At 53.9% G+C, this 23,793-nt stretch carries 25 protein-coding genes and 3 riboswitches; of the genes, 8 read left to right on the top strand and 17 right to left on the bottom strand.

Going from position 1 to position 23,793, the window contains the following annotated elements:
* Window positions 1-313: 313 nt before the first annotated feature.
* Window positions 314-1,318 carry a hypothetical protein gene (locus tag ACFQ88_RS27945; protein WP_379459346.1) on the bottom strand — a complete coding sequence of 335 codons (1,005 nt, stop codon included), beginning with the start codon at window positions 1,316-1,318 and terminating at the stop codon, window positions 314-316.
* 137 nt (window positions 1,319-1,455) lie between these two features.
* Window positions 1,456-2,052 (bottom strand): hypothetical protein, encoded by a 597-nt coding sequence (locus ACFQ88_RS27940; RefSeq protein WP_379459344.1) that lies wholly within the window; start codon window positions 2,050-2,052, stop codon window positions 1,456-1,458.
* Between the two features lie 205 nt (window positions 2,053-2,257).
* On the opposite strand from ACFQ88_RS27940, the gene ACFQ88_RS27935 reads away from it, so the two are divergent.
* Both ACFQ88_RS27935 and ACFQ88_RS27930 read left to right on the top strand, forming a co-directional pair.
* Entirely contained in the window at window positions 2,258-2,407 is a 150-nt protein-coding gene (locus tag ACFQ88_RS27935; protein WP_379459342.1) for a hypothetical protein, read from the top strand.
* A gap of 242 nt (window positions 2,408-2,649) precedes the next feature.
* Window positions 2,650-2,886 carry a hypothetical protein gene (locus ACFQ88_RS27930; protein ID WP_379459340.1) on the top strand — a complete coding sequence of 79 codons (237 nt, stop codon included), beginning with the start codon at window positions 2,650-2,652 and terminating at the stop codon, window positions 2,884-2,886.
* Between the two features lie 19 nt (window positions 2,887-2,905).
* Here ACFQ88_RS27930 and ACFQ88_RS27925 read toward each other — a convergent pair whose 3' ends face one another.
* From ACFQ88_RS27925 to ACFQ88_RS27860, 14 genes are all read right to left on the bottom strand, one after another.
* On the bottom strand, window positions 2,906-3,469 hold the full coding sequence (locus ACFQ88_RS27925) for a DNA-deoxyinosine glycosylase (RefSeq protein WP_379459451.1): 564 nt from the start codon (window positions 3,467-3,469) through the stop codon (window positions 2,906-2,908).
* A gap of 57 nt (window positions 3,470-3,526) precedes the next feature.
* Window positions 3,527-4,420 carry a DMT family transporter gene (locus ACFQ88_RS27920; protein ID WP_379459338.1) on the bottom strand — a complete coding sequence of 298 codons (894 nt, stop codon included), beginning with the start codon at window positions 4,418-4,420 and terminating at the stop codon, window positions 3,527-3,529.
* Between the two features lie 470 nt (window positions 4,421-4,890).
* The gene (locus ACFQ88_RS27915) at window positions 4,891-6,873 is read right to left on the bottom strand and encodes a methyl-accepting chemotaxis protein (protein ID WP_379459336.1); all 1,983 of its coding nucleotides are present in this window, start codon (window positions 6,871-6,873) and stop codon (window positions 4,891-4,893) included.
* Window positions 6,874-7,074: 201 nt separating this feature from the next.
* A complete protein-coding gene (locus tag ACFQ88_RS27910) occupies window positions 7,075-7,446 on the bottom strand; it encodes a hypothetical protein (protein ID WP_379459334.1) in 372 nt (123 codons plus the stop codon).
* A gap of 176 nt (window positions 7,447-7,622) precedes the next feature.
* Window positions 7,623-8,819: a class I SAM-dependent methyltransferase gene (locus tag ACFQ88_RS27905; RefSeq protein ID WP_239630787.1), complete on the bottom strand. Its 1,197-nt coding sequence runs from the start codon at window positions 8,817-8,819 to the stop codon at window positions 7,623-7,625.
* 41 nt (window positions 8,820-8,860) lie between these two features.
* Window positions 8,861-10,066 (bottom strand): PQQ-dependent sugar dehydrogenase, encoded by a 1,206-nt coding sequence (locus ACFQ88_RS27900; protein WP_379459332.1) that lies wholly within the window; start codon window positions 10,064-10,066, stop codon window positions 8,861-8,863.
* Window positions 10,067-10,270: 204 nt separating this feature from the next.
* On the bottom strand, window positions 10,271-10,723 hold the full coding sequence (locus ACFQ88_RS27895) for a Dps family protein (protein ID WP_239630785.1): 453 nt from the start codon (window positions 10,721-10,723) through the stop codon (window positions 10,271-10,273).
* A gap of 200 nt (window positions 10,724-10,923) precedes the next feature.
* Window positions 10,924-11,169, bottom strand: a complete 246-nt coding sequence (locus ACFQ88_RS27890) for a hypothetical protein (protein WP_239630784.1) — start codon at window positions 11,167-11,169, stop codon at window positions 10,924-10,926.
* A gap of 148 nt (window positions 11,170-11,317) precedes the next feature.
* Window positions 11,318-12,094: a sporulation protein gene (locus ACFQ88_RS27885; protein WP_379459330.1), complete on the bottom strand. Its 777-nt coding sequence runs from the start codon at window positions 12,092-12,094 to the stop codon at window positions 11,318-11,320.
* A 69-nt stretch (window positions 12,095-12,163) separates the two neighbouring features.
* Entirely contained in the window at window positions 12,164-12,811 is a 648-nt protein-coding gene (locus ACFQ88_RS27880) for a serine/threonine-protein kinase (RefSeq protein ID WP_239630782.1), read from the bottom strand.
* A gap of 28 nt (window positions 12,812-12,839) precedes the next feature.
* The gene (locus ACFQ88_RS27875; RefSeq protein ID WP_379459327.1) at window positions 12,840-13,721 is read right to left on the bottom strand and encodes an SMP-30/gluconolactonase/LRE family protein; all 882 of its coding nucleotides are present in this window, start codon (window positions 13,719-13,721) and stop codon (window positions 12,840-12,842) included.
* A gap of 248 nt (window positions 13,722-13,969) precedes the next feature.
* On the bottom strand, window positions 13,970-14,257 hold the full coding sequence (locus ACFQ88_RS27870) for a hypothetical protein (RefSeq protein ID WP_239630780.1): 288 nt from the start codon (window positions 14,255-14,257) through the stop codon (window positions 13,970-13,972).
* A gap of 83 nt (window positions 14,258-14,340) precedes the next feature.
* Window positions 14,341-15,147 carry a M48 family metallopeptidase gene (locus ACFQ88_RS27865; RefSeq protein ID WP_379459325.1) on the bottom strand — a complete coding sequence of 269 codons (807 nt, stop codon included), beginning with the start codon at window positions 15,145-15,147 and terminating at the stop codon, window positions 14,341-14,343.
* A 405-nt stretch (window positions 15,148-15,552) separates the two neighbouring features.
* Complete coding sequence (locus tag ACFQ88_RS27860; protein ID WP_379459323.1) at window positions 15,553-16,011, bottom strand: hypothetical protein; 459 nt, start codon at window positions 16,009-16,011, stop codon at window positions 15,553-15,555.
* Between the two features lie 112 nt (window positions 16,012-16,123).
* A riboswitch (cyclic di-AMP (ydaO/yuaA leader) is annotated at window positions 16,124-16,292 on the bottom strand.
* Between the two features lie 336 nt (window positions 16,293-16,628).
* Window positions 16,629-16,844, top strand: a riboswitch (cyclic di-AMP (ydaO/yuaA leader).
* A 143-nt stretch (window positions 16,845-16,987) separates the two neighbouring features.
* Window positions 16,988-17,171, top strand: a riboswitch (cyclic di-AMP (ydaO/yuaA leader).
* A gap of 124 nt (window positions 17,172-17,295) precedes the next feature.
* Between ACFQ88_RS27860 and ACFQ88_RS27855 the strand changes: the two genes are divergently transcribed.
* The 6 genes from ACFQ88_RS27855 (at window position 17,296) to ACFQ88_RS27830 (ending at window position 22,783) form a co-directional block, all read left to right on the top strand.
* Complete coding sequence (locus ACFQ88_RS27855) at window positions 17,296-17,709, top strand: hypothetical protein (protein WP_379459321.1); 414 nt, start codon at window positions 17,296-17,298, stop codon at window positions 17,707-17,709.
* Between the two features lie 184 nt (window positions 17,710-17,893).
* Window positions 17,894-17,971 (top strand): potassium-transporting ATPase subunit F, encoded by a 78-nt coding sequence (locus ACFQ88_RS27850; RefSeq protein ID WP_379459449.1) that lies wholly within the window; start codon window positions 17,894-17,896, stop codon window positions 17,969-17,971.
* Window positions 17,972-17,999: 28 nt separating this feature from the next.
* A complete protein-coding gene (kdpA, locus tag ACFQ88_RS27845; RefSeq protein WP_379459319.1) occupies window positions 18,000-19,679 on the top strand; it encodes a potassium-transporting ATPase subunit KdpA in 1,680 nt (559 codons plus the stop codon).
* 21 nt (window positions 19,680-19,700) lie between these two features.
* On the top strand, window positions 19,701-21,728 hold the full coding sequence (gene kdpB, locus ACFQ88_RS27840; RefSeq protein WP_379459317.1) for a potassium-transporting ATPase subunit KdpB: 2,028 nt from the start codon (window positions 19,701-19,703) through the stop codon (window positions 21,726-21,728).
* Between the two features lie 64 nt (window positions 21,729-21,792).
* Window positions 21,793-22,401 carry a potassium-transporting ATPase subunit KdpC gene (gene kdpC / locus ACFQ88_RS27835; protein WP_239635246.1) on the top strand — a complete coding sequence of 203 codons (609 nt, stop codon included), beginning with the start codon at window positions 21,793-21,795 and terminating at the stop codon, window positions 22,399-22,401.
* A 211-nt stretch (window positions 22,402-22,612) separates the two neighbouring features.
* On the top strand, window positions 22,613-22,783 hold the full coding sequence (locus ACFQ88_RS27830) for a hypothetical protein (RefSeq protein WP_379459315.1): 171 nt from the start codon (window positions 22,613-22,615) through the stop codon (window positions 22,781-22,783).
* A gap of 142 nt (window positions 22,784-22,925) precedes the next feature.
* Here the strand turns inward: ACFQ88_RS27830 and ACFQ88_RS27825 are convergent, their stop codons facing one another.
* A complete protein-coding gene (locus ACFQ88_RS27825; RefSeq protein ID WP_239630773.1) occupies window positions 22,926-23,774 on the bottom strand; it encodes a DUF72 domain-containing protein in 849 nt (282 codons plus the stop codon).
* Between the last annotated feature and the right edge of the window lie 19 nt (window positions 23,775-23,793).

Below are 23,793 nucleotides of genomic sequence, written 5' to 3'. Positions count from 1 at the left end.
TTCCTTCCCAATACACGGGATATCGCATGAGCTGACACAAGAAAAAGCCAGTCACTTCCGCCTTCAACTAGACGGGTAGTGACTGGCTTTTTTCTGTACTTCTGGCGCGGCTCCCGCAGCTCCAGTATTTCCGGCAGCCGGAGGCAGCGCAGGTCCTGCTGGTTTATCCCCCTGGGCCGCCGTCGTGGTGTCTGCAGCATTACCGCGCAACCGGATAGCGCGACGCTTTTTGAATTCGATGAAGCAGTCCGCCCAGCGCTGTTTGGACAGAGCCTCCCCAGCGTTGCTGCTTCAACCGCCTATCGGCTCCAGCTTAATCATCGTCATCATGATCGTCGTGCTTCTCTTTGCCTTTGCCCTGCTCTTTCTCCTTGCTGTCCTTCGATTTCTCGTTTCCTTTGCCCTTCGGCTCCTGGGGATGCGATGGAGGTTGAGGCTTGTCGGCCCACTTCACATCCAGCTTCCAATCGGCCGAACGGTTGGCAAGCTGAAATTCGGAGGCAATCTTCTGCTTGAGCGCTTGCTCGAACGTTTTTTGCTCCGCAGGCAGTCCTTTGACCAGCTGCTGGATGAAGGATTCCGCGGCTACACCGTCAAGATGAATGACCGAGCGGTCCTGTGTTTTCAAATACAGCTCTGTGTCCGCCGGCTTCTTGGGATCCTGCTTCACCTTCAATTCGAACTCGCGGCTTTTCCACTCGAATTCGAGCTTTTCCCAGCCTGGAGAGCCGGCAGCAGCAGAGGAAGCAGTCCCTGAGCTCGCAGAGGATTTTCCCGCGGAACCAGCCGGCTTCTGTACCGACCCTTGCGATCCGGTAGCCCCTGCTGCTCCCGAGGCTCCGGAATTTCCGGCAGCCGGAGGCAGAACAGGTCCGGCCGCTTTCTCGTCACCGGCTGCCGCCGTCGTGCTGTCTGTTGCGGCTCCGCTCGGCGCCGCCGTACTACTGCCGGCTGCGGACTGGGATGGAGTCTGCTCAGGTTGAGCCGGTGCGGGCTCAGCAGCGCTGAACGCCTTAATATAGGCGGCTTGGTCTTTGTTGTTAAGAATCAGCTCCAGCGAATCTCCTGCCTTTAGATCGGCCAAGGATGACTTTTGATTGTTCCGGTAAACCCATACCGTTGACGATATCGGGTAAGACGCCTCCTGTCCGCCGACGGAAACGACAATCCGCTTCCCTCCATCATCTACCCGCACATATTGTCCCTTCGCTTCCTGCGACATTTCCGCAGAAGCCGGGGTGTCGGCAGCACCCAGCACTCCATAGGACAGCAAGCCGATGCCAATACATCCGATAACGATCCATATAATCTTCTTCATAGTCCCCTCCTGTGAATCTCGGTTTCCTTCCATCAGGCACTATAAAGATTCGTACTTCCCATCGGATTTGAGGGCTCCGGCCGCCATATTCATCCATAGAGCGGATCCGCGTTGTCTACGGCAAAGGGGTAAACGGCTCAATCGGACGGATGAGCGGCCGATTCGAGCCATTGTTGCTGAGATTCCTCGTCCACGGGGTCCCAGCGGCTTGCGGCGGCATGTAACCGCGGATGAAGTTCGGCTTCCCGGTTCTTGCTGCTCCCTTCCATATCGATCCAGAGGCGGATTTTTTTAATCCATCCTTCGAAAGAATCATATCCGGCCAGCTTGTTGGCCGTCTCCAGCGTCACCCATACGAAGTGGGGGCCGGCATACTTTTCCGCCAAGTAACGGAAGGCCGTATCGACAGGCGTATATTTTTTGCGCCGCCCCTCCCAGTGATCGATTGTCATATCAAGCGGCGTCTCGGCTTGCTCCAGTAGCTCTTCCAGCGCTTCGGTCCGCCGGTAATACGGCTCTGCATTTCGCTCGCCCATGCGGCGGAGCGTCTCTTCATGCAGCGGGTAAAACACGAGCTTTTTTAACGATTTCCGCTCCCCCATACCGATTAAAGGAGCCAGCTGCTGCATCCCGAACGATTCAAAGCTGTCGTATATCCATAACGTCCCGCGCGGGCTTTTGCTCCTATCCTCCGGCTCATACCCGTACGGAACCGAACTCGTCTGTCTTGCCATGCGATTCAACTCCCTTCAAAACCTTTGGATATATCATCCAATGCGATTAGTATGCCATACGTTCCGGTAAACCATCCCCGGACAGGAATAATGTTCCGCCACTTTAGGCAACCTTAAGAAGGGCTGCACATAAACGTGCCTAGACTTAGGCCAGACCCGGTGCTATGTAAGGCGCGTATTTATAAGACAAAAGGAGAGATTCGTCATGTCCGAAAACAAGAAGCATCAAGGAAATTATGAAGGAACCGCCTCCATGGAAGCGGAAAATCAAGACATGGAGTTCGTCAACGATACCGTGGAAGGCGCCAAAACGACGAAAAACTTGAACGGTGCCATTACGAAAGAAAAAGACTGATATCATCAGCATTTGCCGGCAGTGTAACCATAGTTCATATCGACACCGTTGTTTTTTATAACCTTCACGAGCGCTGCGTTATGCTTGCCGGAAGCAGCTTTAAAAAGCCGATATTCACCTCGAGGTGAAAGATCGGCTTTTTTTCATGAATCACTGGTATAACTAAACGCGGATTTGAGGCCAGGTCCAAGCAACTATCCGGAGCCGCTCGCGTCTCATATAGCAAGGAAGGAGGGATACCAATGAGCAAAAAAAGATGGGGTTACTCTATCGGGATCTGCACCTCGGCCATTTACCTTATCGTAACGATCGTCAGCTTTTGGTTCTCTGAAGTGATCCTTATCAACCGTGTCGGTCCTGTAGGTAACGGTCCGAGCTTGACGACCGGCGAGCTCATTATGTTCTTAATCCACTTGATCCTTGGGGTTAGCATCCTTCTGCTTAACTGCATCGCACTTGTTAAAGACAAACAGAAATGAATCACGCCCTTGATCGAACCTAGGCCTGCTCTACTTCCTGGCTCCCGTCTCCTGTGCGCCCCAGCATGCGCCATGACTCGAGCTTCGCCTCCAATGACATGGCTCGGGCCGGGCTTGAGGAAGGAAGCGTCTGATACAAGATAGTTTCGCCTAATCCAAGCTTCTGCAGCTGCGGCAGCACCTGCTTGCGGTACAGCTCGCTTGCCGCCTGCCCGTTAAAGTATACCCGCCCGATACCGGGATAGGTCCGGAAAAACGTCCCGAAATCATTCGCCTCCGGCTTGCGGATAGCCGTATCAAGGCTCCCTTCGCGCTCGCACTCCGCGAGCACATCCCATAAAGCGATGCCGTTTTGCAGGGCAAAAGCGAGCCTCTCGTCATACAAACCGCTAGGATCGGCATAGCCTCCGACCGCGTCCCTGCTGCCAAAAACCGCATAAAGCAGCTTCCAGAAATGGTTGCGCGGATGGCCGTAATACTCCTGCTTCTCCAGAGACAACGCCCCGGGCATGGACCCGAGGATGAGAATGCGGCACGAAGCATCCGCTATCGGCGGCAATCCTTGCAGTCGTCCGTCCTCCATGCTCACGGCAATCCGCCTCCTATACTCTCCATTTGAATTCCGTAAGCGCATGTTCCTCTACGCCTCAAGCTGCCGCTTCTTGGCCAGTCTCGCTTCCTGCTTTACAGGCCAGTTCAACAGCAGCAGTCCCGCAACGAAGACCCCCGCTCCGCCGATAATATAGATCGTGATCGGATCATGAAAAAACAAGTACGACCACGCTATCGTGAACAGCACGCCGGTATTGCTGACAATGACCGCTACGGCGAAGCTGACCTTCTTGAGCGCTTGCGCGAACCAGTTGAAGCTGAGACCCGTGATCAGTCCGAGACCTATCAGTGCAGCGATCCCCCATCCGTTGACAGGACCGGTCGCATGAGCCTGGAACGGCAAGGGCACCGCCATCAGCAGCGAGCACCAGAAAAAGACGGAGAAATTCATATTCTCCGCATCCATCGTGCGGATCAGCATCTTTTGACTCAGCACATGAAACGTCGTTCCGATGGCCGACAGCACGAACAAGAACGTCGTCAGCCCGTTGCTTGCCAGCATTTCGTGCAGCGGAAGCCCGTTCCAGCTTATGAGCAGCACGCCGCCTATGCACATCGCCGCCGCAGCCCAGCCGCGGGCGGAGACATGCTCCTTGAAATAAAAAGCCGAGATGAAAAGCAAAATGACCGTTTGAATCGGTCCCACCAATATGTTGCCGTAGGAGAATCCGATCGACAGCGCCAAATTTTCAAAAAAATAGTTGCAGCTCTTCCCGAGCGCACCGATCCAAATCCATTTCATTCTCGTGCGCAAATCGATCTTGCCGCGCTTCCAGAGCAGCAGCAAGCCAAGAAACGCGATCCCTATCGCGAACCGCGCAAACGTAATCGTCGTGCTGTCCACCATCGTGGAAGCCGTCTTGACCAAAATCCCGACAAAGCTCCAAGACAATGTCGCCAATAAAAGCAGTACATAGCCCACGCTGCCACACCTCATCCGCCGCTTTGGCCCGCTATGCGTGCGGGCTCTCTAATACGTCTCCTATTCTACCACAGCTTCATGGCCAGCAATACGGCGAATGATAGAATCGGCGGAAGCTGGTTGTGATTCGGACCGCAGATCCGTTATTTTACCAAAAGTAGCACTATTTGCGGAGTGATCGGACACTAGATCCGTTATTCGGTTCAAATGCATTATTTTTGCTGGAAAAATCACCAAATAGCGGCCTCTGTGTCCGATAACGATGCAAAATCGGCCTATTTCAGGGGAATAACGGATTTCCTGTCCGATCGCCTACCCTCCGGTGTCGACAGGCTTTTTTTCGTTTCCGTTTTTCCGTAATCCGGCACAATAACATCCTCGACCAAACGAAAAAAGGGGGATCCCGTCTCCAGGTCCCCCCCTTTAACAATATCACGAGATTCTCAACAAGCTCACCCGTTCCCCCCGGGTTACACTTTGAACCGGTCAACGGCCTCCTGCAGCTTGCGTCCCGCTTCGCGAAGCGTATCCGACTGCTCCTTCGCCTCCTCCGAGACACGGAGTTGAACGCCGGATGCTTCAGCCACCTGGTTCGCGTGATCGGAGGCGGAGCCGGCGATTCGGGCCATTTCTTCGATGCCTGCCGTCACTTCCTCGGTACCGGCGGTCATTTGCTCCGCTGCAGAGGAGATTTCCTCCATCTGCTCGGAAATGCGGTGTACCATGCCGACCATTAGGTCCAGCGCTTCCTTCACTCGTTCGACTTGGTTCACGCCCGACTCGACTTCCGTTCTGCCCTGCTTCATGGCCTGTACAGCCGCTCTCATCGACGACTGGAGCCCTTCGACCCTGTCATGGATCTGCCCAGCCGATGCCACCGATTGATCGGCCAGCTTCCGGACCTCGCTCGCCACGACGGCAAAGCCTTTGCCGTGCTCCCCGGCCCGAGCCGCTTCAATCGCGGCGTTAAGCGCTAGCAAGCCTGTTTGCGACGCGATGCCCGAGATGACATCCGCCATTTCGCCGACCGTCTGCATCCCTTCGTCCAAATGGCGAATGGCTTCACCGACCTGGAACGCGGACTCGCTCATGACGTTCATTTGACGCATCGCCTGCTCCGACGACGCCCCGCCCAGCTCGGCCTGCTGAACGAGCTGCTGCGTCCCGACATTCACCTGCGCCGAAGCCTCCGCAATGCGCAGAATGCCCGCAGCCATCTCCTCCATCGCTTTGGCACTGTCTTCAGCGCCGGAGGCTTGGTTCTCCGCTCCCGCCGCCATCTCGCGGACGGTTCGCGTCATGTCTGAAGCCATCGCCGACGATTGGGCGGCGCTTTGCGTAAGACTCCCCGATATGGTGCCGACCTGATGGGACATTCCTCTTACGGTTCCGATCATATCTTGAAGATGCGCCAGGAAATGATTCACTTCCGCCCCAAGCTGCGCCATCTCGTCCTTACCCTTGACCGGAATGCGGTATGTCAAATCGGCCTCGTGCGAGTTCAGGTTAGCCGCCGCCCGAAGCACGAATTGCAGTCTGCGGGCGACAATGAGCCGGGACAGGACGAACAGCAGCGCCAGCACGACAACATACTGCAGGGCGAAGGCAAGCCCCATCAGCAGCCGCTGCTTGGCCACCAGGGCATCAGAGCCTTCCTTGGACAAGGCGATCCGCACGCCGCCCCAATGCTTCCCGTCAATCGTAAGCGGATAAGAGACGTTCCACGTCTCGACGACTTTCCCTTCCAGCGAACGCGGGTATTTTTGCAGCAGCGCCTTTGACGCATCCTTCACCGTCGCCGAACGATACCCTGTTTCGTCGTTGAAGACACGGTTGGCGCGGTATTTTTGGCTGAGCAGCCCCTCCTGCCCCCATTTGTCCCTGGAGGCTTCACCTTGCGGGCTGTAGGCGCTGTTGTGCGTCGGTATATATCCTGCATATTCCGGATTGTCCGAATTCATGGCAGCTACGGCGAATAACACATTCTCATCCGTCAAAAATCCGTCGATAACCGACTGCCACCGCTCATCCGTATATTCATCAAATGCGCTTGTATATTTCAATTCGTACTGTGCGAGCGGAACGACCCTGCCGTCATACAGCGTCTGCTTGCCATCCGCGTAAGCCGCTTCCTGCGACCGTTTGCGCGCTTCCTGCTCGCTTTCCGGCACGACCTTCAAGGTCTGGTCGAACAAACGGCGCTTCAGCTCTTCTCCCGACAACCGAGTGCCGTTGTTCAGCACGAGCCCTTTGCGGATATCGTCCTCGGTAATGCTCTGCAGCGTACGGGACAGCGAGACCGCCATGCTGTTTCCTTTTTCCAGAAGCTGAGCTTCGGCATCCCGATTAATTACCTGCCACTCATAAGCGTAAATCACTCCCATGAGTACCAATAGAATTACGCCGGTGAACGTCATAAATTTGCCTGTTAACGAGGCGAAACGGTTCAACATATGGCCACCTCCGCTTTTGCTGTGCTGCTATAAACCGCGGATGCTCCGGACCCCATCGTTAATGTACCGATAGTCCCGGCGACAAGGTACGGTTTATATTCCACCCATTATACAACGCGGGATAGGAAAATAGACCCAATAGTTTCGCCAAAATATGACATTTTAAAAAACAAACTTATAGAACGCTCCGGCTGCTTGCGGCTATACGAACTTTCTCCATAAAGAAGCGGCGAGCAGCAGAACGATGATGCAGCCAAGCACGATCAGAAACGATTTCAAGAAGCCTCCCCAAAACGATGGCCCCTCTTGCTCCTGCTTATCGCGGCGCATCCACTCGTGGAACCATACTCCCGCAACGGCTGCCAAGGAGAAGCCGCTCGCAACACGCAGCAGCTTGACTATGTATTCTCTCATAGGATACTGCACGGCTCCCGCCAGCGCTCCGCTCCGGTATACGAACTCGTCGGAAACAAACAGAATCGCGATAAGCAACCCGATAATGAAGCCGTAAATGCCGCCTTTAAGCAATTTTTTCTCCATCGTCCCCATTCGTCCCATCCCTTCCTCTCTCATGCTTTCGGTTACTTCCATTAAGACCGGCCAAGTATATAAAAAGAAAGAGCCCGGAGGCGTACTTCGGCTCATCCGGACTCTGTTCATGCTGACTAATGCCTTGGAAAGAAGCAAATACGGTTACGGATTCGGGAGATCCCCTCACTCCGCTCCGCAAGGTTCCATTTTCCCGTTTATCACATCGAATGAGCCTCAAGCAGCGGCCGAAGCTCCGGCTCCAGCGCCCGCTCGAGATACGGCTTCGCGTTCAAGAAGCGGCGGAATTCCGCATAGCCGGCAAACAAAGCAGCCCGCTCCGCTGCCGTAGGCTGTTTTCCTTTTACCGCCCGGATCAATACGTTCTTCGGCGTATGCTCCATATCGATGAACTCGAGCAGCTGCGTCTTGTAGCCCATGATATCGAGCAGCTTGGCCCGGATCGCGTCCGTGGCTAATGCGGAGAACCGTTCCTTCAAAATACCGTGCTGAAGCAGCGGCTCCATCACATCGCTCTCCAGTTGGCGGAACAGCTCATGCTGGCAGCACGGCACGGACAAGATGACGTCGGCCTGCCAGCGGATCGCTTTTTCCAGCGCCGCATCGGTAGCCGTATCGCAAGCGTGCAGTGTAACGACCATGTCCACGCGGTCGAGGCCCTGATACTGTGCGATATCGCCGATGAGAAACTCCAGCCGGTCGTACCCGAACTTCTCGGCCAGCTGGCTGCAATGGCGGATCACGTCTTCCTTCAGATCAAGTCCGATCACCCGGATGTCCAGGCCCTGCACTTCTTTAAGATAATGATACAGTGCAAACGTAAGATACGACTTGCCGCAGCCGAAATCGACGATATGAAGCGTCCGGTCCTTCGCCAAATGCGGTACCACATCGGCAATCATCTCTACGAACCGGTTAATCTGGCGGAACTTATCGTATTTCTTCGCCAGCACCTTCCCTTCGCTATTCATAATGCCGAGCTCGACCAGAAACGGAATCGGCGTTCCTTCCTCCAGCACGTAATTTTTTTTGCGGTTATGCGCGTGCTGCCCGGGGAGCTTCTTCGTCGGGGGCTTCTTCAGAATGCCCGCCTTCCCCTTCTTGCTGATCAGCACCTGATAGTCGGCTTCCGCCGCCTGCAGCAGCGCCTGGCGGAACGTATCCGTAAGCAGACCGTTCATTCGTTCGGCCGCCTCTTCAGGCAGCAGATTATCGTGCAGCACCTTGCTGCCGCAGAAGGAGCTGAATTGGTAATGCAGCTGGCCTTTTAGCTCGACAGGCTTCACCGTCACCTTGCTGCAGCCCTGCGGATCGTTAACGCGCACCTGGCTGAGCGTCGCTTGAATGAGAGAGCGATTCCCTGTCAGCTCGTTCAGTAATGAAGCTATGGATTGCATGAATGTCATTCTCCGTTCCGATCAATCTAGTCCCTGATGTTTTAAAATGCCGGCTTCAGCCGGATCAGCTGATCGTCATCCGCCGTCGGCTTGCCGCGTCCATCGCGGTTGTTGGTTATAATGTACAGCGATCCGTCCGGCGCTTCTGCGACATTGCGAATACGGCCGAGCTCGTTCTTGAACAGCTCCTCGACCTTGGCGACCGATGTCCCGTCGCTGCCCAGGATCATGCGCTGCAGCTGTGTCCCTCGCAGATTCGCGACCATAAGGTTGCCCTTCCACGGGCCTTTGGTGACGAACGTAATACCCGACGGCGCCCATGTCGTTGTCCCGCTATGCAGGATCGGCACCTTGAGAGGGCCTGGCCCCAGCTTCCCTGCATCCTTCGCCGGAACCTGAGACACGTCGCCCTCGATCAGCGGCCAGCCGTAGTTGGTCCCCGGCTCGATCAGATTCACCTCGTCGTGCGCGGTCTGCCCATGCTCCGTACTGTACAGCTTGCCCGTCTCCGGATGCCATGACAAGCCTTGCGGATTGCGGTGGCCCAGGCTATAGACCGGAGAGCCGGGGAACGGATTGTCCTGCGGAATCGTGCCGTCCGGGCGAATCCGCAATATTTTGCCGCCAAGCTGCGTCACATCCTGTGCAATCGACGGCTTGCTCGCGTCCCCGTTCGTTATGTACAAAAGGCCGTCCGGCCCTACCTTGATTCTGCCGCCATTATGAATATTTTCTCCGGGCAAATTGTCGAGCAGCACTTTATCCGGCTTTACTTTGCCGCCGCTCTCGATCATGCGAATCACCCGGTTGCGGGTTTGGCCGCCCTCCTGATACGTATAGTATACATACAGGTAATGGTTCGTCTTAAAGTCTTTATCGAGCGCCATGCCCAGAAGGCCGCCCTCCCCCTTGCTCTGCATCGGGGCATCGAAGCGGTACGCCGGCTCATCCTGCAGCTTGCCCTTGTCGATGACGCGGATCGTTCCTCCGCGCTCGGTCAGGAAGATGCGCCCATCCGGGGCGAAGTCCATGTCCCACGGTACATTGAGCTTCGTGGCGACCACTTCCTTAGTGTACGGCATCGGGGCTTCCTTCCCAGAATCAGCGGGCTTACCGAGTGCAGGTGTCGGAGCTGCCGCCGGCGCGGCAGGCTTACTTTCCTTCGTGCCTTCACATGCGGACAAGGCCAGCAGCATGCACGCCAGGCTGAACGCCGCCAAGCTGTTGCTGCGAAATCGATTGCTCATTTGCTTGCCTCCCTTGGTTAAAATGAGCTGCAACCATCTGGAGTCTTCATCTTTCCTTATTATACCTAAAGGTTGGGCAGGAAAGCGAATCGCCGCAGCCTTGCCACCGCCATCATAAGCCTAGCATGGTTACAAAATAAAAAACGGCAGAACAAACCTATCGTTTGTCCTGCCGTTTTTATCATCAAGCCCGTAATTGGCTTCTTATCCCAGGAACGATCTAAGCATCCAGTTATGCTTCTCCAGGCTGCCATGGATAGCAAGCAGCATGTCGCCGGTCGTTTCGTCTCCCGCTTTTTCGGCAATTTCCATGCCTTCCTTCAGCTCATCGATTAATTTATTAAAATCGTCGACCAGCGTGCGAACCATGTCTTCCGCCTTTTCTTTGCCTGTCGCTTCCTTGACGGTGGATTCCTGCAGCATCTCCTGCATCGTGGCCACAGGGCTGCCCTTCAACGTTAGCAGTCGCTCGGCGATAGCATCCAAGTGTATGGTTGCTTCATTGTACAGTTCCTCGAACTTGGTGTGCAGCGTGAAAAACTGCTGGCCTTTTACATACCAATGAAAGTTATGCAGCTTAATATATAGTACACCAAAGTTAGCGACCTGCTTGTTCAACACTTTTTCAATCGACGCTGTTGCTGTTGCTGTAGACATAGGGCTCACACTCCTCAAACGGTATTTTGATTTTTTATGGACAAGCTCTACAACCATCTGCTGTACAAGATATTTACCCGGTTCTCACCCGGTTGAATCTGCGATATCGTTCTGCATAGGAAAAGCATCCACAGCTCCCATAGCCTGCAGATGCCATTTCATCTCTTATTCCAGTAGCCCCGCTAGGCTGAGTCAGCGTATTACTTATCGCTTTGATCGATGTGAAGTCTCGATTTCGTATTTCCTTTGGTATCCTTGTACATTTCCTCTTCCTGGCTCTCGAGCGGAAGACTGACGAGCTCCCATTCGGTTTGTCCCATCGCCGGATCGTACGGAAACTCGTCGCCGCGTTTCAGCGTCTCTTCACGTCCCCATTCGTTCTCGTAGATGCCGTCCGTCTCCACTTCGTCGCTCGAGACCGGCTTCATGCTTTTATCTTTCGCCATAAGCGCCAGAACCCTCCTTGATGTTGAATTCGGCGTTAGTATGCCCGTTATTCCGATAATGTATGATGGCTGCTCTTCTTAAGAAGGCCATATGGAAAAAGGCCCGCAGGTCGTCATGACCCGCGAGCCTAACAGGCTTCAGCCTTGGTTACGTATATCTTCGAATCAATTCCTGAAGCTGATCCGCTATATAACCGGATCCTCTCCGCAGCTGATCCCCGGGGATCGTAAAGCGGATGAAGCTCTCATCGGCGCCCATCGCCTCTGAGAAGAACCCGCCCAGTCCTCTTGCCCGGCGGTCGATTTGCAGGAACAGCTCCAGATCGTCGCCCTTCAGGAAGAACAGCGCCTCCAGCTCATCCAGCAATCCGCGGAACGGGCCGGCATTCGGCACGAATTCGAACTCCTGCACGAAAGGCAGCCCTTGTCCGAGCCGCGGGGAATAATCATTCGTTATTTCCCGCAGCCGGAAGCCGAGATCCTCCAGCGCATCCAGCACCGTGCCCATATGGGAATGCGGCAGCACTTCGATCAGATCGCGGTCCGTCGGGTCGACGGCCATTTTGATGTCCAGCCCCGTTTCAATCCACACCGGAGTCCGGCGCAGCGTGATCGGCGTTTGCTCAGACAACACAAAGCGGAACGGAATTTCGCGTCTTTCATTAGCGCCCAGCGTGAACGCGCTTGAGATTAAAATTTTATCGATAATGGCTTCTTTCGTTACTTTGCGATCATTTTCTTCTTTGATGTATTGGGTTTTGACGAATAAATACAGACTGTCGATCTGCTGCTCCAGCTCGCCCCCGGTCAGAACGGCGACGCCCCGTACTTCTTCACCTGCAGCCAAACGCTCCGTATGCAGCTGCGTATCCACCTTAGCGGAACCAATTCCTACACTAGCCAACATTTTTTTGAAAAATGACATCGCGGCACCATCTTTCATTTATTGTTTTATCGGGTTTTACTAGTTATACGGAATCGTCTACCCCTGGTTTCAGGAATCCGAGCCGGTGCGGGCATGATCGTTCAGCCACCGGTACCCTTTTCTAACCGCGGTCAGCAAAAACTCGGGCACGGGAAGCCTTCTTATGACCGGGAAATAGAAGCGGTCGTACGCCGCCTTCAAATCGTCCCACATCGAGCACGGCTCCTCCTTCAAAAAGTCGGACACGTCCACGACGATACCGCGTCCGTCTTTGAGCATGACATTTTTGCCGTGCACGTCATGCGGGTTCAACCCCTTCCTTCTGGCGTAATCCAGCGCCTCGTCCACATCGTGGATGACCCTTCGCGGTATCGGGATGCCCCTAAGGATGCAGTTATACAGCGTCACGCCGGTCAGCCGCCGTAGAATCAAATACGAGCCGCCAGCATGGAGGCATTCCGAGAATGCCGGATGGCTGCCGAGCCGCCGGTACACCTCCGCCTCGTCCTCCAGTCCGGGCCGGCCGGGAGCGTATACTTTGACTGCAAAATTGGCGAAATCCGGGTGAGTGACGACTGCCGCGTAATTCCCTGCGCCCAGCAGCTTCCATGGCTTCGGAAGATGGTGCACGACGACTGGATCGTGAGGATGTATGCTTTCAATTTGCAATTGCGGCAGCAGCTGCCCTTCCACCAGATCGATAAGTTGTTGTATCATTCCCGCTCCAGCTCCCTGATCCTATCAATTAACCGCCGTACCGGTACGTCGGAAGCCCGGCAACGCCCGGCTTCACGCGGAACAATCCGCCGGCAAGGGGTTGCCCTGCCAACGACTCCTCCGATAAGCCCGTACGCGCCGTCGTTATATATAATTCATCGTTGTTCGGTCCGCCGAATGCGCAGGAGGTCACGCGGGCGGCCGGGACACGTATCGCGCCGATCTGCTCGCCGGTCGACGGATTCCAGCGCGATACCTGCCAGCCGTCCCATTGGGCTACCCACAGCATGCCTTCCTCGTCGACGGCCATGCCGTCCGGGAAGCCTCCGCCTTCAGGGATGGTCACGATCGTCCGTCTGCCGCTTAGCCGTCCCGTCTCCACCTCGAAATCGAAGGCGGACACCTTGCGGGTCATGGAATCGACGTAGTACATCGTCCGCCCGTCGGGACTCCAGCCAAGCCCGTTGGAGACAATTACCCCGTCCAGCGCCTGACGGACCGTTCCGTCAGTCTCAAGACAATAGAGCGCAGCTACCGGTTCCTTCTCCTCAAAGCTTAGCGTTCCCGCCCAGAACCGCCCCGCGGCATCGCATTTGCCATCGTTAAATCGGTTGTCGGTAAGCTCCTTCTCGGGATCGGCTAGGAAGGTCAGCTGCTCCGTTGTCATATCCAGCAGGTGAAAGCCATGCTGAAGCGCCAGTACAAGACCTCCGGACTCCCGCGCTACCGCCGCTCCTACCATCTGATCCAGATGAACCGTCCGGTTCGTTCCTTGATGCGGATCATAGGCATGAACCGCGTTTTCCTTAATATCGACCCAGTACAGCAAGCCGCTCCGTTGATCCCAGCACGGCCCTTCCCCTAACGTTGCCTTCGCATCGAGAACAAGCTCCAATGGAGGATTCGACATGTTTCCTTCACCATCCCGCAGTCAGAATCGGTTTTTATTCTCTCATTGTAGCACATGCCCCGCGGGAAAAGCATTTCTTAGCCGTCTGCTTGCAAGTAACGTTTTTTTTGCCATAGCCATCTGTTTCGGCAGTTGGCGCGGCTTTGCCGTTAATGCAAAAAAGACCTGCCAGCCGGCGAATCACACCGGCCTTACAGGTCTCATGCTGCAGCTATATGGGGAAACCCCTTATTGATTTCAACCGCCGCTCAATACGTTTCGGTTTCTTCCGGGCTCTCCATAGGAGTCAAGCTTTGCAAAGCTGCCTGGTCCTCCGCCAGATCAGCCCTTGCTTCGTCCACTGCCTTCTGGTTATGGCTGAAGCTGGCCTGTTCGATCGCACGCTCTGCACGTTCTACGGCCGTTTCGGCTTGCTCAATCAGCTGCTCGCTCGGATGGCTTTGCGCTTGCGTCACCGCGTTGTGAGCCGTATTGACGGAATTTTGCGCCTGGGAAATCGGGTTTTGCGATTGCAGGCTGGAGTCATATTTCGCCATGGTCGTGTACCTCCTCATGTCTTCATAACCTTCCTGCTTACTATGAGACAAAAGGAGGTGTTTTATGCCGGAGACGAATCCCTTTACAAGGTTATGGAAGAAGGCGGTTCCATCGCCTCAAAGCGGCTGGTCTCGTATCCAAACAGCTGAGGATGGGCATGGAACTGCCATATTTCCGTAATCCGCTTCGGAAGCGGAGGATGCGTCGACAGCAGCTCGTACCATGCGATGAAAAACCCTCGCTCCCGGCGGCTTTCCTCCAAATAATCCGGGATGTTGATCCGGTTAAACAGCTGCTTGCCGACCGCGAGCACCGTCAATGCGCGAATGGCCGCATTCGCATTGCCTGTGTAAGCCGTCGCAATACGGTCGCACGTATACTCGCATGCTCTGGAATAGGCGTTGCCCAGGAATGGGATCCACATTGCGGGAAAAATCAGCATCTGCTTCGACACATGCTTGCGCTGCAGATGAGCCAGCTCATGGGCTATGACGAAGGTTAATTCCTCGTCGTTGCCCTGCTCGATCAGCTCGAAAATATCGGAATAAAGCACGACAAAGCTGCGTCCGAAAAACCGCGTCGCAAACGCGTTTAAGATCCCGCCGGACTGGACGATGAACACGTCCGGAGCGTTTTTGAGACCCATACTGCTGCTTAGCTGCTGCACTTTCTCATAAACAATCGGAAACTGCCGCTCCGTTAATTTGACTCCTGAGCTGCGGATCCCCGCAACCATAAGCCCATGCAATAGAAGCGCGACAGCCAATCCGATCAAGATGTACACAATGCCTATAATGGATACGATCAAACTGACATAAATTAAGATACTGATGATTACACAAACCGTGTACAATGTAGTTTCATTTTCATGCACCAAGCGAGATTTCATCGGCTTTCCCTACGCCCCCCGTAATATAAATCCGACTGATCGGAAAGGCGGAGCCCTTCTTTCCTCGCAATCGGGTTCTACGGAGCTTCTATATATAGAAACATCCGCAAACACCGCTATTTTATCACAGGGAATTTCCAAATTAAAACAGAATTTTATGGACACGTCTTACTTCTTCTCTGCTTTCATCCGCTTGATGCAGTTGACCCTGGAGCAATATTGCTTAATTCCGTCCCACCTTCCCCAAACGCAGCCTGCGCATTTTTTCGGCTGATGCGGTCGTACATCCGTGACAATTGCTTTTATCATATATACCTCCAGTCAATTCTTTCCCAATGAACACCGATAAGCAAAGTGCTGCGAACAGAAGGCTCATTGAGGCGGATTCCTCCGGTTTCTCAAGCCTTAATATCCGAAATAAGCCTGCGAGCGTTCAATCAAGAAGGCGCGTTCCAGCGACCGGTCTTGCTGCTCGTGCAGCCTCGACGGATTGTGCAAGTGGTCCGCGAGATCGGATAAGGCGGTTTCCGCCAAAGCTCTTCTTATCGGTCCCCAGGACTCGTTCCTGCTCTGGATGTAGCGTAATGCTTCAGGAATGGTAAGGCCTTTCAGCATTGTAAATACGGAAGCCCACCGGGCGAAGTCGCCTGTAGCCCTCTCTGATGCCGGAACCATATATTCGGCCCAGCCGGATACACTGCCGCTGGACAGCTTGAGCAAGCCGCATGTACAGTCGCGGCAATCCGTCTGAATCCGGTTTTCAATCCATTTACAATCAAAGCGAAACAATTCCATATGGCCGATTTTGAACTCAGATACCTCTTGTTCACCCATACGGGGTAATGGATCCGATAATTTCATCATGACGGCATATCTCCTCTTATAGTTTTAGGATAGAACAGCACAAAAAAGCCTCAGGAGCAGAGAAACTCTGCTTCCGGGCTTCTTTACACAGTAAAATAAGCTTGCGGTCGCGGTTCTCTCTCAATCACGTTTACGAGGTTAGCTGTCGGATTCGGACTTGAGAGTGTCCTACTCAGGAACAATAGAAGCTAATGTCCCAAGATTCACCCCTTGAAGCTGCTTGCTGCGGCTTCGATTGGTTCCCCCGCTTCCCCTATTCGGGAGTTCAACGTTAAAGCTTGCATTATGCTGTTGTTGAAATGAATCTTACTCCCAAACCCAAGTAATGTAAAACCGGAATCCGGCGATTATTTCCAATATTTTGACGGGAATTGCACATGAAAACGAAATCATTGGGATAAGACAGCGAATATCGTTCCGAATGCTTCATTATTCGCTGATTCTCACATTTTTGGAGAAAACGCAAGATAAACGAAGCTATATGGAGAATTTTCGAGATCTGATTCTTGTTTGCCGCATGAATCCCCCTTAAGTTCCCCATTTCGCATGCAGGGTTTCTTTACAGTAACAAGCGTCCGGCGTATGATTCAACTCATGAATCGACATACAAAGTTTCCACTATCGAATCGCTGAGTTTCCTTTTGTCCTATATATTGTGACACAAGGAAAGCGGGGGAACCAAAAATCGTGTTGCGTTAAGGCGGTGTGAGAGCTGCCGATACGTCGACACTGGGGTGAATCCTATGAGAATTTTTCACAAAATGCTCATGGGTAGGGCGACTCTCACCGCCCGAATCCGGCAGCTAACCTCGTAAGCGTTGGAAAGGCAGCTATCTTATCCTTTTAATAGGCATATGGGCTGTCAAAGAAGAGAGGATGATGAAGCTTGTGATCGGAACCGGCGACCACAGGGCTTAGACCTCTGTGGCTTTTTTCTGTCCGAAAGTACAAACATGATGTTTTCCAACCATATTTTGCATCTTTTTCGCTGAGTCCTTCATAGGAAGGAACGGGGGAACCACCGGAAGCTCGAAAGCTACTTTTCCATCGGGCTTCCATTGGGGTGAATCACAGGAGCAGGCTAGCGCATGCTCTCGTGTAGGGCGACTCTCACGCCCGAATCCGGCAGCTAACCTCGTAAGCGTATCGAGAGAGGCAACGATTGTCGTGCGATAAGACACGGTTCATTCACTGTGCCTTAAGAAGCCACGGGAAGAGTTCTTCTCTAGCCTGCAGGCTTCTTTTTTGTTGCCTTCTCTTTCTGACCGAAGTAGGAGGAGTCGTATGGAACAACGCCAGCAGTTCATTCTGGTTGCAGCCTCGAACAAAACAGGCGAAGCCTTCATCCGCAAATTAATGCTGCAGAAGCTTCCTTTCGCAGCACTTGTCAACAGCAAGTCGGAAGCAGCGAGGCTGGAGGAAATCGGAGTAAAGCATTTTATTCTGGTAGATACTACCGAGGAGAGAACATGGGCGATGCCCGAGCTTCCCGTAGGTAAAGTGTACTTGTTCGAAAGCAGCCTGAACTTGTGCTGCCGCTATATCCGGGTGTGCCATATGTGGACCTCGGAGCCGATTTACGTCATTACGCATTCCGTCAATCCCAGGCTGATTTATAGAGCTCTTGGAGCCAGCTTTGTGATTCATACGAATAGTCACGATGTATCTTTCTTGCTAGCCTCGCAGCGGCCGGAATAGTAGAGCCTTAACTGGAGGCTGAGACCGGAATGCGGGGAATGCCTTACCTTACTATTGAAAGCTTTGGAGGGATACCGATGTTGGATCTGTATATGGTATTGACGCTGGCCGTCACTTACGCACTGTTCAGCGGTTTTTTATCCTGGTGCGGCAGAGTGATTCAGGAACCGGAGAGTGAGCGAAAATGATAGTCGTTGCGATTTTTACTTTGTTTATCTTTCTATATCTTGTGTATGCGCTGATCTATCCTGAAAAATTTTAGGAGCAACCTAAGGAGGCTTTTTTGAGCTATGGGCATCTTGCAAATTGCCGTCGTGATAGTAATCCTGGTACTGCTTGTTAAGCCTTTGGGCACGTACCTGTATAACGTATTTCGGAATGAAGCGAACGGAACCGATAAATGGTTCTCCTTCATTGAAAAGCCGATATTCGCCCTGATCGGTCTGAAAGACCCTAAAGGGATGACCTGGAAGACGTACGGATTCAGCTTCATTGCGACCAATATCGTTCTTGTGGCTATAAGCTACCTGATATTGCGGATCCAAAAATTTCTCCCGATGAATCCGAACGGGATCGACAATATGGAGGAGACACTCTCCTTCAACACGGTCATCAGCTTCATGACCAATACGAATTTGCAGCATTACAGCGGTGAGACCGGACTATCCTATTTCTCGCAAATGGCCGTCATCATGATGATGATGTTTACCTCGGCGGCGACCGGACTGTGCGTAGCGATAGCGTTTGTCCGCGCGATTACGAGCAAAGGAACGACGATCGGCAACTTTTTCGAGGATTTCGTGAAGGCTCATACGCGCGTCTTCCTACCGTTTGCATTTGTCATTACGCTGGCGCTGGTGGCGCTTCAAGTTCCGCAAACACTGCAGCCTACCATCACCGTCACCGGTCTCGGGGGTCAGGAGCAGCAAATCGCTATCGGTCCTGTCGCATCCTTAGAATCGATCAAGCATTTGGGCACGAACGGCGGAGGATTCTTCGGAGTCAACTCGGCTCATCCTTTCGAGAATCCGCGTCCGCTGACCAATGTCATTGAAATATTGTCCATGTGGTCGCTGGCCGCCGCCTTGCCTTACACGTACGGGTTGTTCGCCAAAAACCGCAAGCAGGGCTGGGTTATTTTCTCAGCGATGATGATTTTGTTCCTGCTGTTCTTATCGCTTGTTTACGTATCGGAATCGAACGGCAATCCGGTCATGAACCGGCTTGGCATCGACGCGTCGCAAGGCAGCATGGAGGGCAAAGAGGTCCGGTTCGGCATCGCGCAGTCCGCGCTCTTTACTACCGTTACTACTGCTGCGACAACAGGCTCCGTCAATAACATGCACGATACGCTGACACCGCTTGGCGGCATTACTCCGCTGGCTCTGATGATGCTCAACTGCGTATTCGGCGGCAAGGGCGTCGGACTGGTGAACATGCTGATGTATGCGATATTGGCCGTCTTCCTGGCCGGTTTGATGGTCGGGCGCACGCCGGAGTTTTTGGGACGCAAAATCGAAGCGCGCGAGATGAAGCTGATCGCCATCGCCATCCTGGCGCACCCGTTCATTATCCTTGCACCTACGGCTCTCGCTCTTGTTACCGAGGTTGGAAAAGCAGCGATCACCAATCCTACGTTCCATGGCATCTCGCAGGTGCTGTATGAATATGTTTCATCCGCTGCCAACAACGGCTCGGGCTTTGAAGGTCTTGGCGACAATACGCCGTTCTGGAATATTTCAACGGGGCTTGTCATGCTGTTCGGCCGCTACATTTCCATGATCGCGCTGCTCGCCGCCGCAGGCTCCATGCTTCGCAAGCAATGGGTTCCGGAGACGATCGGCACGTTCCGTACGGATAACGGCCTGTTTGTTGGAATTCTCGTAGGTACGGTACTGATCATCGGCGCGCTGACCTTCCTGCCGGCGATTGTGCTTGGCCCTATTGCCGAGCATCTCACGATCCGTTAATAGAAAAGGTGGAACAACAATATGAGTGCGAATAGAAAAAAATTGCTAACCGGAGATATCGTCGCGAGCGCCATCAAAGACAGCTTCATCAAGCTGAACCCGCTCACAATGATGAAAAATCCCGTCATGTTCGTCGTCGAGGTCGGAACGTTCATCGTCTTGCTGATGGTCTTGTTCCCGGGCTACTTCGGCACGGATAGTATCGGCTTCAGTCTCACCGTCTTTTTCATCCTGCTGCTCACCGTCTTGTTCGCCAACTTCGCCGAAGCCTTGGCCGAGGGACGGGGCAAGGCCCAGGCAGATTCCTTGAAAAAGACGAAAAAAGATATTACGGCCAACAAAGTCGTTGGCGGCGGAGTAAAGCAGGTCTCCTCCGCGGAGCTTCGCAAAGGCGACATCGTCGTCATCGCTCAAGGCGAGATGATTCCTGGCGACGGCGAAGTGATCGAAGGCCTTGCCTCCGTCGACGAATCTGCCATTACCGGGGAATCGGCGCCGGTCATTAAAGAAGCCGGGGGCGACTTCAGCTCCGTCACCGGAGGGACCCGCGTCGTCAGCGACCGCATCAAGGTCAAAATTACGAGCGATCCCGGGGAATCGTTCCTGGACCGGATGATTTCTCTCGTAGAAGGGGCGTCGAGACAAAAAACGCCGAACGAGATCGCCTTGAACACACTGTTAACCAGCTTGACGCTTATTTTCCTGATCGTTGTAGTAACCTTGGCACCGATTGCTAAATTTCTGGAAATCGATCTATCGATTCCCGTTCTCATTTCACTGCTTGTTTGTCTGATTCCAACGACGATCGGCGGATTGCTGTCAGCCATCGGGATAGCCGGTATGGACCGTGTCACGCAGTTCAATGTACTGGCCATGTCCGGTAAAGCGGTGGAAGCCTCGGGTGACATCAATACGATGATTCTGGATAAGACCGGAACGATCACGTTCGGTAACCGGATGGCGAGCGAATTCACGCCGGTCGGCTCGGAAAAAGTAAGCACCGTGGCCGAATGGGCGGCCATCAGCTCGGTTAAGGACGAAACGCCGGAAGGCCGCTCCGTTCTGGAGCTGATGAAAAAACAGGGCTTGTCGTATTCCGAAGCGTTGGCTGACGGCGGAGAGTTCATCGAATTTAAAGCCGAAACCCGGATGAGCGGCATCGACTTGAAGGACGGCCGCCATGTTCGCAAAGGCGCCGTCGATGCGGTACGCAAATGGGTTGAGTCTCAAGGCGGTACGGTGCCTGCCGATCTGAGCGCCAAGAGCGACGCCATAGCCAAGGAAGGCGGAACGCCTCTTGCCGTGGCCGTCGACAATACGATCTACGGTTTGATTTATTTGAAGGATACCGTGAAGCCGGGGATGAAGGAGCGCTTCGACCAGCTGCGCAAAATGGGGATCAAAACGATTATGTGTACCGGTGATAACCCATTGACGGCGGCGACGATTGCTCGCGAGGCCGGTGTGGACGATTTCATCGCGGAAAGCAAGCCCGAGGATAAAATCGCCGTCATTCGCCGGGAGCAGGCCGAAGGAAAGCTGGTCGCCATGACCGGGGACGGAACGAACGACGCTCCGGCTCTAGCACAGGCTGACGTCGGCCTAGCCATGAACAGCGGTACAGTAGCCGCTAAGGAAGCGGCCAACATGGTCGATTTGGATTCCGACCCTTCGAAAATTATCGAGGTCGTAGCTATCGGCAAGCAGCTGCTTATGACGCGCGGCGCTCTGACCACGTTCAGTATCGCCAATGACGTAGCCAAATATTTCGCCATCATCCCGGCCATGTTCACACTGGCGATCCCGCAAATGGAAGCTCTCAACATCATGAAGCTGGGATCTCCGATGTCGGCTATATTATCGGCGCTGGTCTTCAACGCCATTATTATACCGCTGCTGATTCCGCTCGCTATGCGTGGCGTGGCTTACAAGCCGATGAGCTCTACCAAGCTTCTGCAGCGCAACATTTTTATTTACGGCCTTGGCGGCGTTGTTGTACCGTTCATCGGAATCAAGCTGATTGACTTAATCGTCCATCTGTGGATTTAACCGGCTGCTGTCGGACATAGAATCCGGCAGGCACCCTATTATAGAGAAGAAAGGTATGAAAAGGATGAATAAATCGGCCCATCACAGTGCGGATTCCGCCCGATTCTCTCTCGGGACAGCTATTCGCAGCAGCCTTGTATTCATAGTCTTATGCGGTGTCGTATATCCGCTTGTTTCTACAGGAGTAGCTCAGGTTCTGATGCCCGGCCGTGCCAATGGCAGCATGCTCAAGAACGGCAGCGGCCAAGTCGTAGGCTCTGAACTGATCGGTCAAAACTTTACCGATCCAAAATATTTTCAGGGCCGGGTATCCAGTATCGAATACAAAGCGGAAGCTTCCGGGACGAACAACTATGCTCCTTCCAATCCGGATATGCTGAAGCGGACCGAGGAATCTATCGAGGCGTGGAAGCAAAATAATCCGGACGTCCCTGTCAGCCAACTTCCTATCGACCTGGTAACGAACTCCGGATCCGGACTCGATCCGCACATCACTCCGGCATCGGCCCAAGTGCAAATTCCGCGGATCAGCAAGCTGACCGGATTGTCCGTCAACCAGCTGAATACGCTCGTTCAAGCGAATACGGAAGGCCGGGATTTGGGCCTATTCGGCGAACCGCGAGTGAATGTGTTGAAGCTGAATATCGCTTTGAGTGAGCTATTGAAGAAATAAGTCGGCTGATGATAGCCTATAGTGAAATGGATTTTTGGTAAAAAAGTGGTTGGCAGATTTGTAAATCTGCTGCCGCTTTTTTGCTATGTCAGGGGAACCTCATAAAGTGGAATTGAATGAACACAGTGGACTAGTAAGAACGCGTAAAATCATTCGAAGCTAACGGAAGGTGCTTGTCAGGTGAAGGTTTGGAAAGCAGCTATGGTAGGAAGTGCGAAAAAGCAGGAAGCTGGTTATAGAAAAGGGCCGGGTAACGGCGGTCAAGGCATCCACGAGAACCAAGGCCCGGGTAGCGGCGGGAACGGCAACGGACAACGGAGGCAGCAATAACCAAGGGCCAAACGGCGACGGTCAGACGGAAAACGCGCCGAAACCGGATTAACTCTGCATCGCAGCCGCGATTGCTCGAATGGTCCCTTCTCCGAGCTTTGCTTGGACAAAGACACACAAGGATAAATACTAAGGGGAGGAACATTACCTCCCAGCCCCTTTCTATTGTCCCGCACAAGCAGCCGGCACGCCGGCTAATCGAACAAATCGAGCTGCTTCGGCGCCAGCTCCCCCGGCTCCTGTCCCAGGAGCTTCATAAATTCCACGGCATTCTCGGCCGCGTCGCCGCCCGAGTTATTGTTGAAAATGACGCATAGCTCCTCGGTTTCCCGCTCCAGCAGGCGCAAGTGCTCGCACCATTCCAGCAGCTCCTCCCGGTTATACCGGTACAAATACCGCACCTCGCGCCAGTTCGAGCCTCCGCCCGAGCTCCATCCCGCTGCATTCCGTCCGTGAAACCGGACGACGGTCAGCTTCTTGTCCGTAGGCTGCAGCACCGTCGGCACGGAGCCCGGCTCCACCTGCGGCTCGTCGCAAATGCTGTGGATCCATCCTTCCTCCCGCATGAAGGACAGCGTCTTGTCCCTCATCTCCGGGGTGAACCAGCTTTGATGGCGGAACTCCAGCGCGAGCGGAATGCCGTCCATCCGGTCTTTGGCCGCCCGCAGCAGCGCCACGTTATTGCGGTCGCACTCGAACCACGGCGGGTATTGAAACAATACCGCCTTAAGCTTGCCCGCTTCCCTGAGCGGCTCTATCGACTCCTTGAACGCACTGAACATGGAGTCGTTATCGGAGAACGGATTGGCTCCGCGCAAATGTCCGGTCATTCCTTGATAGGCTTTGACAAGGAAGGCGAACCCGGCCGGCGTTTCGGCCGCCCACCTTTCGTAGAGCTCGGCTTTTTGCACCGCGTAAAACGAGCTGTCCACCTCTACGACAGGAAAATGCTTGCTGTACACCTTCAGCTTGTCCCGCGCCGGGGTTCCCTGTACATACAGGTCGTCGTGATCTCCCCAGCCGGCGAGTCCGATGCGTATCATTTTCTCACCTCTTGCTCTT

The organism is Paenibacillus sp. NPDC056579 (assembly GCF_042793215.1).
Classification (GTDB): Bacteria; Bacillota; Bacilli; order Paenibacillales; family NBRC-103111; genus Paenibacillus_S.
Note: the sequence above shows the minus strand (reverse complement) of the source record. Positions and strands in the feature narration are given on the sequence as shown.